The 11,977-nt window shown below is 70.1% G+C and carries 10 protein-coding genes and 1 pseudogene; 6 read left to right on the forward strand and 5 right to left on the reverse strand.

Going from position 1 to position 11,977, the window contains the following annotated elements; translation table 11 throughout:
- Positions 1-1,233: pseudogene (locus AB0H88_RS45665) on the forward strand (DNA-directed RNA polymerase subunit beta); the annotation flags it as partial.
- 293 nt (positions 1,234-1,526) lie between these two features.
- On the opposite strand, the gene AB0H88_RS45670 reads toward AB0H88_RS45665, so the two are convergent.
- The 3 genes from AB0H88_RS45670 to AB0H88_RS45680 all read right to left on the reverse strand — a co-directional run bounded on the left by AB0H88_RS45670 (position 1,527) and on the right by AB0H88_RS45680 (position 5,759).
- Positions 1,527-2,012, reverse strand: coding sequence for a 2'-5' RNA ligase family protein (locus tag AB0H88_RS45670; protein ID WP_357655694.1), 486 nt, complete (start codon positions 2,010-2,012; stop codon positions 1,527-1,529).
- 173 nt (positions 2,013-2,185) lie between these two features.
- The gene (locus tag AB0H88_RS45675; RefSeq protein ID WP_357655414.1) at positions 2,186-2,461 is read right to left on the reverse strand and encodes a hypothetical protein; all 276 of its coding nucleotides are present in this window, start codon (positions 2,459-2,461) and stop codon (positions 2,186-2,188) included.
- A 61-nt stretch (positions 2,462-2,522) separates the two neighbouring features.
- Complete coding sequence (locus AB0H88_RS45680; RefSeq protein WP_357655416.1) at positions 2,523-5,759, reverse strand: BTAD domain-containing putative transcriptional regulator; 3,237 nt, start codon at positions 5,757-5,759, stop codon at positions 2,523-2,525.
- Between the two features lie 112 nt (positions 5,760-5,871).
- Between AB0H88_RS45680 and AB0H88_RS45685 the strand changes: the two genes are divergently transcribed.
- From AB0H88_RS45685 to AB0H88_RS45695, 3 genes are all read left to right on the forward strand, one after another.
- Complete coding sequence (locus tag AB0H88_RS45685; RefSeq protein ID WP_357655419.1) at positions 5,872-6,510, forward strand: hemerythrin domain-containing protein; 639 nt, start codon at positions 5,872-5,874, stop codon at positions 6,508-6,510.
- 50 nt (positions 6,511-6,560) lie between these two features.
- Positions 6,561-6,989: a DUF4267 domain-containing protein gene (locus tag AB0H88_RS45690; RefSeq protein ID WP_357655421.1), complete on the forward strand. Its 429-nt coding sequence runs from the start codon at positions 6,561-6,563 to the stop codon at positions 6,987-6,989.
- Positions 6,990-7,052: 63 nt separating this feature from the next.
- Positions 7,053-8,363: an FAD-binding oxidoreductase gene (locus tag AB0H88_RS45695; protein WP_357655424.1), complete on the forward strand. Its 1,311-nt coding sequence runs from the start codon at positions 7,053-7,055 to the stop codon at positions 8,361-8,363.
- A gap of 190 nt (positions 8,364-8,553) precedes the next feature.
- Here AB0H88_RS45695 and AB0H88_RS45700 read toward each other — a convergent pair whose 3' ends face one another.
- Entirely contained in the window at positions 8,554-9,432 is an 879-nt protein-coding gene (locus AB0H88_RS45700) for a helix-turn-helix transcriptional regulator (RefSeq protein WP_357655427.1), read from the reverse strand.
- A 172-nt stretch (positions 9,433-9,604) separates the two neighbouring features.
- Here AB0H88_RS45700 and AB0H88_RS45705 point away from each other — a divergent pair, with 172 nt between their 5' ends.
- A complete protein-coding gene (locus AB0H88_RS45705) occupies positions 9,605-10,660 on the forward strand; it encodes an aldo/keto reductase (protein ID WP_357655429.1) in 1,056 nt (351 codons plus the stop codon).
- A 22-nt stretch (positions 10,661-10,682) separates the two neighbouring features.
- Positions 10,683-10,979, forward strand: a complete 297-nt coding sequence (locus AB0H88_RS45710; RefSeq protein WP_357655431.1) for a putative quinol monooxygenase — start codon at positions 10,683-10,685, stop codon at positions 10,977-10,979.
- 304 nt (positions 10,980-11,283) lie between these two features.
- Here the strand turns inward: AB0H88_RS45710 and AB0H88_RS45715 are convergent, their stop codons facing one another.
- Positions 11,284-11,796 (reverse strand): hypothetical protein, encoded by a 513-nt coding sequence (locus AB0H88_RS45715; protein ID WP_357655434.1) that lies wholly within the window; start codon positions 11,794-11,796, stop codon positions 11,284-11,286.
- Between the last annotated feature and the right edge of the window lie 181 nt (positions 11,797-11,977).

The raw sequence follows: 11,977 nt of genomic DNA on the forward strand, positions 1-11,977 counted from the left end.
CCGGAGGAGATCACCCGGGACATCCCGAACGTCTCCGAGGAGGTCCTGGCCGACCTGGACGAGCGCGGCATCATCCGCATCGGCGCCGAGGTCGTGAACGGTGATGTCCTGGTCGGCAAGGTCACGCCGAAGGGTGAGACCGAGCTGACGCCCGAGGAGCGGCTGCTGCGCGCGATCTTCGGTGAGAAGGCCCGTGAGGTCCGTGACACCTCGCTGAAGGTGCCGCACGGCGAGCAGGGCAAGGTCATCGGGGTGCGGGTGTTCTCCCGCGAGGAGGGCGACGAGCTGCCGCCCGGTGTCAACGAACTGGTCCGCGTCTATGTGGCCCAGAAGCGGAAGATCAACGACGGCGACAAGCTGGCCGGCCGGCACGGCAACAAGGGCGTCATCTCCAAGATCCTCCCGGTGGAGGACATGCCGTTCCTGGAGGACGGCACCCCGGTCGACATCATCCTCAACCCGCTGGGCGTGCCCGGCCGGATGAACGTCGGCCAGGTGCTGGAGACCCACCTCGGCTGGATCGCCGCCCGCGGCTGGGACATCTCCGGCGTCCAAGAAGCGTGGGCCGAACGCCTGCGTGACAAGGGCTTCGACAAGGTCGCCCCGCGCACCAACATGGCCACCCCGGTCTTCGACGGCGCCCACGAGGAGGAGATCGTCGGCCTGCTCGACAACACCATCGCCAACCGCGACGGGGATCGGCTCGTGCAGCGCAGCGGGAAGGCCAGACTGTTCGACGGGCGTAGTGGTGAGCCGTTCCCCTATCCCATCGGGGTCGGCTACATGTACATCCTGAAGCTGCTCCACCTGGTCGACGACAAGATCCACGCACGTTCGACCGGCCCGTACTCCATGATCACCCAGCAGCCGCTCGGCGGTAAGGCCCAGTTCGGTGGCCAGCGCTTCGGTGAGATGGAGGTGTGGGCTCTGGAGGCCTATGGCGCCGCCTACGCCCTCCAGGAGCTGCTGACGATCAAGTCCGACGACGTCGTCGGCCGCGTGAAGGTCTACGAGGCGATCGTCAAGGGCGAGAACGTCCCCGAGCCGGGAATCCCCGAGTCCTTCAAGGTCCTCATCAAGGAAATGCAGTCGCTGTGCCTCAACGTCGAGGTGCTCTCCAGTGACGGCATGTCCATCGAGATGCGCGACACCGACGAGGACGTCTTCCGCGCCGCGGAAGAGCTCGGAATCGACCTGTCCCGGCGCGAGCCGAGCAGCGTCGAGGAGGTCTGAGCGCCTTACGGCTTCTGAGCCCCTTGCGGTCCTGATGGCTTCTGGGCGCCCTTGCAGCCCTGACGGCTTCTGGGCGTCCTTGCAGCCGCTTACGGCTTCTGGGCGCCCAGCGGGCTCGAGCGGCGGCCACTTCATCATGCTGTTCGGCGCCGGGGCCGCCCCGGCGCGACGGCTGGGTGCGCTGGAGACTCCGGATGACCGCGATCGCCGATCGCAAGACCCAGCGCCCGGATGCCGTGCTGGAGCTCATCGAGCGCAGCCAGGTCACCGGAGAATGACGCGCATGCACCAGATCAGCCGAGCAAGGGGAACTCGACGTGTTGGTGCCAGCGGGTGCCGTCACTGACGAACAGGCTGACCGACGATACGTGGGCAGTGATCGGCAATCGTGGAGTGAGCGCGGCTTCCACCTCATGGAACACCTGGGCCTGCTGGCCGTGGGCGACCGTCAGGTGCGGGATGACCTCGGCGAACTGTCCGCCGTACGGTGGCGCTTCGGGCCATCGCGCCACGACGGCCTCGGTCAGGGCACGGAACGGCTGCTCGGGCGTCGGCGCCAGGTAGAGCACTTCAGGGAAACGCCGGCACGTGTCGAACCGGACGGCGAACGGGCTGTGTTCGCCGATCAGCACGCTCAAGTCGTCGATGACCGCGGGCCCGATGCGATCGATGTCGAGGAAGGGAAAAAGCACCGTCACGTGCGCGGGAACCCCCGCCCTCGCGGAGGAATCGAAACGCCGCCGCCAGCCCCCGACCAATGGCTCGGCTTCCCGCACCACGGCCAGCAATGCTGTCTCGCCTGCTCGGTACTGTCCTGAAGCGTCATCCGACATGGCCGGATGATCTCGGACTACTCGGCAGGTTCGCCACCCATATAGGCCCACCGCTCGGGTTGATGTCACCGGAGGAAAAGTAACTCTCCGTAATCAAACCATGGGGTGTTTGATGTAGTTCAGCGGCTTTTGCGGCGGGCGGCCGGGTCGGCTTCGGCGGTGAGGCGGGCGGAAGTCTCCTCGCCGAGGCGGACATAGCGGCCGAGGCCGGCCAGGTGCTGGTGGCGGGACTTGGCCTGGAGCTCGGGCGCGGGAGCCGGAGGCAGGAGCGCGCCGGTCGGCCAGGAAGACCGGGCCGGCGGTGCGGCCTTTGAGCAGGCGGGGCAGTAGCCGGGCGGTGCCGGTGCCCCAGTGCACGTACTCGATCGCGCCGCCCTTGGAGACCACGCGGGCACGGCGGAACTCCAGGTCCAGATCCTCGATGTTCAAGGTGAGGATCTCCTCGGCGCGAGGTGGCTAGGTGGTCGTTCGCGATCGGGCCTCGGCGGCCCAATGAGGTGCGTTCCACCGGTCGGCGATGGTGGCGGCCTGAGCGAAGTGGGCGGCGGCCTCGTCGTCGTGGCCGAGGAAGACGGCCAGCTCGCCGAGAGTGTGGGCGACCGGGCGCAGCTCCACCGACAGGCTCGTGGCGTCCGGCGGGGGGCCGTCGCGGCGCGCAAGCAGCGTCGCGTAGATCTCCTCGGCCGCGGCGCGATCGTCCAGGGCGATGGCGGCCATCGCGCGGACGGTCGTGAGGAAGGTGAAGAAGTAGTCGGGGCGGATCGGGTCCGAGGTGCGTATCCGGCGGGCTTCGTCGATCAGGCCGTTGGCGTGCAGGGCGAGGACCAGCAGGTCGGAGGCGATCGGGCCGAACGCCTCGTGGAAGGCGCGCACCTCCTCCAGGTGCTCGCCGAGCGTGCCGTTGTTCACCCAGATCGCGGCCAGCGCGAGGCCGAGAATGCCGACGGCGTGCAGGGATCCGGCACGCCGCATGCCGTCAGCGGCCTCGGTGTAGAGCCGTTCGGCGGCGGCGAACCGGCCCTCGATGAGGGCCAGGGTCGCCAGCACCACCTTGGCGACGCCGATCGCTTCGGGCAGTCGGTAGGTGCGCGCGAGGTCGAGGGCCTCGGCGGCCGCGCGGCGCATGGTGGCCGGGTCGTTGGCCGCGGCGGCGCAGGCGGCCTGGTTGAGTAGCCCGGTGACGCGGTAGACGGGCAGGTCGTGCTCGGTGCCGATCGCCACCAGCTCGCGGCAGAGGTCGTCGCGTTCGGGCAAGCTGCCGTGGCCGCGGGTCAGGACCTGGAGGGCCGCCGCCCGCAGGCGGGGTGAGGTGGCGAGGTCGAGCGCCTCGCGGGCCGCAGCCAAGGCGGTGGGGTCGTCCTCGCCGACCAGTTCTTCGGCGTAGGCGGCGAGGAGGTGGCTGCGTACCTCCGGGGCCAGTTCGGTGTGCTTGAGCAGGCGGCTCAGCCTGTCGACGATGGGCCGGTCCACCGTGCCGTACTCGCGGGATTGCCATGGTGTCGGCTCGGTCCAGGCCGTGAACGCGGCGATCATCAAGTCGTCGCGTCCCAGGGACTCGGCGTACTCGACGGCCTGCAGGCGGGTCTGGCGCGCGGCAAGCAAGGCGCCGGCCCGGATCTGCGCCCGCAGCAGCCTGCCATGCAGGTCTATGCGTTCCTCCGGGTCGGTCGAGTTCGCGACCGCGTCGGTGAGGAGATCGGCCGCGACGTCGTGTGCGTAGCGTGCCTCGGCCAGCTCGGCGGCCCGGAGGCAGTAGCCGACGGCCTGGGGGGATCCGGCTCGCGTGTAGTGGTATGCGAGCGCCGTGATGTCACCGGTGGTCTCCAGCGCGGCGGCGAGGCGGGCGTGCATGCGGGTGGCCCGCAGGCGGCTGACGTCGGCGACGAGGGTGTCGCGGACGAGGGCGTGCACGAACCGCACCCGCCCGGGGCCCGGCTCGCTCAGCAATCCGGCGATCACGCCCGTGTCCAGTGCGTCGAGCACGCCGTCCTCGTCGGTGTAGGCGGCCTCCACCAGGACGTTCACCGAGCTCTCCCGGCCCGCGACCGCGGCGAGGCGCAACACGGCCACACCTGCCTCGGGCAGGCGTGCGAGGCGCCGCCGCAGCACGTCCCGTACGCCCTCGGGGACCTCGGAAAGGGCGACCAGCGCGCCCTCCCCGTTCATCAGCCGGGCGCTTTCGCGTACATAGAACGGGTTGCCGCCGGTGCGCTCGGCGATGGCGGCGGCGGTCTCGTCGTCGGCCTTGCACTCGGTCCGTACGAGCTGTGCGACGGCCTCCTCGTCCAGGCCGGGCAGGGGGAGCCGCAGCGGTGTGGCGCGCGCGAGGGAGGCCAGCGTTTCGGTGAGGTGTTCACTCTCGTCCGCCCGGTACGCCGCGACGACCAGCAGGGGAGCCCTGATGCCGAGGCCGCCGCCGAGCAGCTCCAGCGTGGCGGTGTCCGCCCAGTGCAGGTCGTCCAGGACGATGGCGACCGGGCGTTCCGCGGCGACCGCCGCCAGCCATGTCCACACAGCTTGGCGTAGGCGGAACCGTCCCGCGGTCGCGTCACCGTTCACCGGCCCGGCGTCGGCGAGCAGCGGCGCGAGGTCGTCCGCGAACCCGCCCGGGGATGTGGTCGCGGCGATGCTCCTCAGCACCTCGGTCCACGCCCACGCGGGCGGCGCGCTGTCGACCTCGGGGCAGCGGCCGACGGCGACCAGCCATCCGTCACCTTCGAGCCGCCTACCGAGGTGTTCCAGGAGCGTCGACTTGCCGAGCCCGGCCTCGCCGGTGACCAGGGCGATACGGGCTCCGTCGGCAGCGGCCTCGGCGGCGGCCGTGACCAGTGCCGACAGCTCTGCCTCGCGTCCGACGAACGGCGCCTCGACGATCGTGGCCGTTCCCGGGCGAGGGGCCGCGGTCGGCTGTGGCGGGGGCGACGGCACGCTCGCACGTAGGACGTCCAAGCGCTGGGTGAGGATCGCCTCCTCCAACGCCGTGAGGTCCGGGCCGGGGTCGAGCCCGAGCTCCTCGGCGAGGATGCCGCGGGCGCGGCGGAGCGTCGCCAGCGCGTCGGCTTGGCGGCCGCTGCTCCACAGTGCCAGGGCGTGCAGCCGCCAGCCCTCCTCTCGCAGCGGCTCGTCGCGGGTGAGCCGCTCGGCCTCGGGAACCACCGCGGCGGCGTCGCCGATGCGCAGACCCGCCGCGACGTGCAGCTCGGTGGCGACCAGGCGCAGCTCGTTCAGCCGGGCCGTCTCGGCGGCGGCCCACGGCTCGTCGGCGACCTCGGCGAACGCCGGTCCCTGCCACAACCCCAGCGCCTCGGCGAGCCGAGCCCGCACGACGTGCGGGTCGGTGACCGTACGGGCCTGGTCGAGCAGATCCTCGAACCGCCACGCGTCCACCGACTCGCACGGCAGCCGGAGCGCATAACCGGGCGAGGCGCTCACCAGCAGCCGGGCCGGCGTGCGCGGCGGACGTCCGGGCTCCAGCAGCCGGCGCAGGTTGGACACGTACGCCTGCAAGGACATCAGCGCCCGCGCGGGCGGCTCCCCGCGCCACAGATCCTCGATCATCCGGTCGACCGGCACGACCTGCCCACGCGCCGCCACCAGCAACGCCAGCACACCCCGCTGCCGCGGCCCGCCCAGGGGAACGGGCTCGCCGCCGACCTCGGCCCCGAAAGAGCCCAGCACCCGGATGAAGACCATGATCCGCACATTTTACGTGGACGTTCCAAACCGCTTCCAAACCGCTTCCAAATCCCCTCCAAACACCCTGGAGCAGCCTGAACACGTCGCCACCGATGAAGGGCAGGAACAGATGAGCGTCAACACCCAGGACATGGAGATCGTCCACCGCGTGCTCCGCCGTGAGTCACGGCTGCTGATGGAGCTCGTCGCGGCCGTCACCCCGGGTGACACCGCTCGCGCCAAGGTGATCGCCGACCACTTCCGCGTCTACCGGCTGGGCCTGCACAACCATCACGAGGGCGAGGACGAGCTGCTGTGGCCGCCGCTGCTTTCCCGGGTGGACCTGGAGACCGACATCGTCCTGCGCATGCAGGCCCAGCACGAACGCACCGCGGACACCCTGGCCAGGCTGGACGCCACGGTCCCCGCCTGGGAGGCCACCGCGGGCGCCGACGAACGCGACACCCTCGTGGCCGCCCTCTCCGAGCACCGCGCGGTCCTGCTGGAACACCTCGACGACGAGGAGGCCACCCTCCTCCCGCTCGCGGCCAAGCACATCACCGAGCAGGAGTGGGCCTCCCTGGGCGACCACCTGGTGAACAACACTCCCAAGCTCACCCTGCTCACGCTCTTCGGCGCCGTCCTGGAAGACGCGAACCCGGCCGAGCGCGCCATCGTCCTCAGCGGCCTGCCCGCCCCGGTCCGCGTCATCTGGCACGTCATCGGCCGCCCCCGCTACGCCCGCCACATCCGCCGTGTCCGCGGCTGAACCCCACCCCCTCTGAACATCACCCGTCTGACCATCAAAGGAGAACGACCATGTCGCTGAAGAAGCTCAACACTGTCCTGGCCACCGCCGTCGTCCTGTTCACCCTCTACCTCGGGTTGTCCTTCGTCCTGCCCCTCGGGACGTCCTTCCCGGGCTTGCCGAACTGGCCCTCTGGCGACAGCGGCTTTCCTATCGTGAAGGGCAGCCGCGAAATCGCGATGGGCCTGGCCATGGGCATCCTGCTGGTGACGGGCCACCGCCGCGCATTGGGCTGGGTCCTGCTGATGGTGGCCGTCGCCCCGTTCGGCGACATGGTCAACGTCCTGGCCCACCACGGCCCCATGGCCGCCGCGTTCGGCATCCACGGCCTGACCTCGGCGCTGATCGCGGTCACGGGACTGCTGATCCTCCGCGAGACCAGCAAGGCGCGCAAGGCCCAGGAGACCGCCACCGCAGCGCCCGCCGCGCAGCCCGCCTGACCTCCCCGTAGTGCGGCACGGTATTCCTTCGCATTTTCTGACAACTCGAAAAGGGAGACGACAATGGCGATCAACGATCTGCGCGGTGTCCTCAAGGGGCGCGTGCTCCTGCCCGATGAAGACGGCTTCGATCAGGCCGCTACCGCGTGGAATCTGACCGTCAGGCAGCCGGTGGCGGCCGTGGCGGAGGCCGCGGATGCCGATGACGTGGCGGCGCTGGTGCGTTACGCGCGGCGGGCGGGTATGACGGTGACCGCGCAGCCGAGCGGCCATGGCGCCTCCGGTGATGTGGAAGGCCTGATCCTGCTGCGTACCGGCCTGCTGAACGAGGTGGACGTACGCGCGCAGGAGCGCGTGGTCCGGGTGGGCGCGGGCGTGAGGTGGGGGCAGTTGCTGGCGGCGGCCGGTCCGCTGGGTCTGACCGGCCTGTCCGGCAGCGCGCCGGGGGTCAGCGTGACCGGCTACACCCTGGGCGGTGGGGTCGGCTGGTTCAGCCGCAAGTACGGCTTCGCCTCTGACAGCGTGCGGGCTGTCGACATCGTGGACGCCGATGGCGAACCGGTCCGGGTGACCGCCGAGTCCGATCCCGAGCTGTTCTGGGCGCTGCGCGGCGGTGGCGGGGACTTCGCGGTGGTGACCGCCCTCGAACTCGAGCTGTATCCCGCGCCGGTCCTGTACGGCGGGCGCGTGATCTGGCCGGAGCACCGGACCAGGGAGGTGTACGACGCGTTCCTGGAGATCACCGCCGAGGCGCCGCGGGAACTCAGTGTCTGGATCAACCGGCTCCAGCCGCCCGGCGCGTCGCCGATGGTGACGCTGGATCTGGCCTACCTGGGTGAGGCGGCTCAGGGGGCGGATCTGCTGGCACGCCTCGACAAGATCGAGGACGCGATCTCCGACAGCCGCGGCGTCGTCCCGGTTGCCGACCTGGGTGCCATCACCGGCGAGCCCACCGATCCGGCCCCATCCATCGCTCGTGCGGAGTTGCTCACCGGCCTGGACGCGGACGCGGTGGAGCTCCTGCTGGCCAAGCCGGTCCAGCCGCTCATCAACCTGCAGATCAGGCACCTGGGCGGGGCGCTCGCCGAGCCGGGAGAGGGGGCCGGTGCGAGCGGCGCGGTGGCTGAGCCGTACCTGCTCGGCCTGCTGGGTCTCGGCCTGCCGCACGCGGCCGACGCGACACGCGCCAAGCAGGCCGAGGTCGTAGCCGACCTGGAGGCCTACATCAGCGGCCGCAAGCCGTACACCGTGCTGTCCCCCGGCGACACGGCGGCCAAGTCCTTCTCCGGCAGCGCGCTCGCGCGGCTGCGGGAGATCAAGCGGGCCCGCGACCCGCACAACGTGTTCCGCGCCAACTACCCGGTGCTCGGATAGATCGGTACCAGCAGGTCACGGCCCCTCCGCCCACCGGGGCGGCGGGGCCGCACGGAACCCGCGTGACAGATGTCGCCGCGAGCACTGTGAAGGGCACACCCGCGCCGGAAGGACTCGCACAATGGCCGTGGCCACGCCGTCGGCGACCCGCTTGATCCCGACGTTGGCGCGCGGCCTGTCGAGATCTCGTTCAGGTAGTTGTAGATCGTGTAGCAGCCGGCGGGCGTTCTTTGCCGGTCCAGGTGGCCAGGAGTTGGAGCGCGGCGTGGGAGGCCGTGCCCTCCTCGGCGGTGTGCATGGCCAGGGCCAGTCCGGGCTCGTCCGGCAGGCGCAGGGTCTCGTAGGCCAGCTCGAGCTCGCCGACCAGCGGATGCCGGTACAGGTACCGTCCATACCTCTTGTCCTTCACCTGGTGCTCCGCCCACAGCTCGCGGAAATCCGCGCTGCCGGCGGAGAGCTCCTCGATCAGGGCCGCCGTGGACAGGTCGGCGGGTCGGTGACCGGCGTCCAGCCGGAGGAAGCCGACGATATCCCGAGCCCGTGCCGGCCAGTCGGCGTAGAGGTGACGTATGCCCTCGTCCAGGAAGGTCAGCCGAGCCATGTTGCGCTGCGCCGGAAGCAGTGCTCCGAAGTCGGTGATCAGTGCGGCGGCCAGCGAATTCCAGGCCAGCACGGTGGTGTTGCGGTCGACCAGGTAGGCCGGCACGTCGTGGATCGAGGACAGCAGCCGGTAAATGCCTGAGCGCAGAGGCCGACGTTCGGCGGGGCCGGGTGTGGCGGCCGGAGCCGGCCGGGCCAGGCGATGCAGGTGGGCGCGTTCGGTGGCGTCCAGCCGCAGCGCCCGGGCCACCGCGTCCAAGACCTCCGCGGAAAAGTGCAGAGTGCGTCCCTGCTCCAGCCGGATGTAGTGGTCGACGCTGACCCCGGCCAGCTGCGCCAGCTCCTCGCGCCGCAGCCCGGGGACGCGACGCCGCTGCCCGTACGCGGACAGGCCGAACTCCTCCGGACGCAGCCGGGCTCGCCGAGATCGCAGGAATTCGCCCAGCTCGGCGCGTCGATCCAACACCATGCTCTCCAGTATCGCGGGCGCGCGCCGGTTGAGCCTGGTCGTGCCGTGCCTAGGCATGGGCTGCCGCTGGTTGTGTCCGTCGCCGCCCGCCCACAGTGGATGGCGCCGGAACGGTTCCGCACCCGTCATGGGCGATGAACGCCCTGCCGGGTTCAGATCACGGGAGCAGTACGTGACCTCTTCTCATCTGCCCATCAAGCGGCTCGGCCGCACCGATATGGACATCACCCGAGTGGGCTTCGGCTCATGGGCGGTGTCGGGCTCGGGCTGGCACTTCGGCTGGGGCGCCACCGACGACTCCGAGTCCATCGCCGCCATCCGCCACGCCCTCGCCCGCGGCGTCAACTGGATCGACACCGCCGCCGTCTACGGCCTGGGCCATTCGGAGGAACTGGTCGGCAAGGCCATCGCCGACCTGCCCGAGGCCGACCGGCCCTACATCTTCACCAAGGTTGGGCTGGTCTGGGACCCGGACGACCCGCGGGCCGCGCCGCGCCGGATCATGAAGCCTGCCAGCGTGCGGCGCGAGATCGAGGACTCGCTGCGGCGGCTGGGCGTCGAGCGCATCGACCTGTACCAGGTGCACTGGCCCGACACCGGCGAATCGCTGGAGTACGCCGGCGACGGCACCGGCGCCGTCTCGCCCAACGCCACCCCGCTGGAGGAGTACTGGCAGGTGATGGCCGATCTGAAGGCCGAGGGCAAGGTCCGCGCGATCGGGCTGTCCAACCACTCGCCCCAGCAACTGGCGGCGGCCGAGCGCATCGCTCACGTCGACGTCATCCAGCCGCCGTTCTCGGCGATCAACCGGTCCGCGGCGGTCGAGATCGCCTGGGCGCGCGCCCATGACACCGGCGTGATCGCGTACTCACCGCTGCAGTCGGGGCTGCTCACCGGCGCCTTCTCCGCCCAGCGTGTCGCCTCCCTGCCCGCCGACGACTGGCGTACGGCCCACCACGACTTCACCACCGGCCTGCCCGCCAACCTCCGGCTCGCCGACGCGCTGCGCCCGATCGCCGAACGCCATGACGCCAGCGTGGCAGCGGCGGCCATCGCTTGGGTCCTGGCCTGGCCCGGCATCACCGGCGCGATCGTCGGCGCCCGCAAGCCCGCCCAGGTCGACGGCTGGATCGGCGCCGCGTCAGTGGAGCTGACCCGCGCCGACCTCGACGAGATCGCCACGGCGATAACCCGCTCCGGCGCGGGAGCCGGTCCCGCCCACCCCTGACCGCGGAAAGGACCATCACCCCGTGTCTCTTTGGGTCATCGCTGAGTGCGTCGCCGCTCCCGGACAGCACGACCGGCTCCGCACGGCACTGGAAGCCATGTTCGAACCATCCCTGGACGAACCTGGCTGCCTTGCCTACCAGGCGTACATCGACCCCAACGATCCCGCCCGCATGGTGATCGTCGAGGAGTGGACCGGCCCGCAAGCCCTCGCCGAGCACTTCACCACACCGCACTTCCGCCATGTGGAGCAGGTACTCGGGCAGATCCTCGCCCAACCGCTGATCATCCGGAAACTGGTCGCCGCCCCGACCATATGAACGAGCACCGGCGGGCTGGAGCCCGGTCGAGGACTTCGCCCCGCTTCACCCCGTCGTGTGTCCACAGTTCAGGGCTTGATGAGGACCTTGAGGCTGTTGCGGTCGGCCATGTCTGGTAGCCGTTCGGGACGCCGACGTCGACGAAGGAAGCATGGGGGTCTGGACAGCTCTGTTGTCAGGAACTGCCCGGTAGATGGGCGTGGCGGCGTGGGATCTGGAGCGACGCCGCTGGCACGTCCGGCAGCGTGTTGGTAGCGCAGAGGCGTGTGTCCCTCGAGTTCTCAGAAACGACGACCGGTCGTCATCAGGAGCGCGACAGAGAACGCGTTCTTGCCTGGACTGCGAGATCGCGGGCCAGATGGGCGCGGCGCAAGCCATGCGAGCGCAGGTAGCGGAGATCCCCAGCGGTGTCGTACATGAGTTGGACATGGAAGTAGTTCACCTGCTCCAGCACGGCGAACAGCCCAAACCCCAGGCCTGGCCAGCTTCCTGCCCCCGGATCGACCACCACCGCCCAGACGATGAACAGCAATCCAGCGACCAGCACGGCAACGTTGGCTCTGCGGGCGACCACGAAGGCACCGGCTCCTGGAAGGGACCTGTTTCGCGTGGCGATCTGGCGGCGCTTGGCCGACCAATACCCGGCTCCCTCCAGCAAGAGAAGCGTGAACAACGCGAAGCCCACACTGTTTCCCGCGGTCACTGGAAACCCCACCACGCCGAACCAGATCACCGCCTGCAGCGGGATGTTAAGCAACTCCAGCCAAACCAGCGACCATAACCGTCGCTGAGCCCAGGCGCGGGAACGATGATCCATCAAGCGACTATGGCAGTCCAGCCCTCGCCCGGTCCAGGCGGGCGAGGGCCCGCGGAGAGAAGGCGGGATCTTGAATTCCGGCACCTGAAAACATTTACTGCGGCGTTCTCGCGACTCGATGCGGCCTCTATGACGTTCTCTCCCGGCGGATATCCGTACACTTCCTCGAAGGTCGATATAT

It is taken from the genome of Nonomuraea sp. NPDC050680, from assembly GCF_040654555.1.
Classification (GTDB): domain Bacteria; phylum Actinomycetota; class Actinomycetes; order Streptosporangiales; family Streptosporangiaceae; genus Nonomuraea.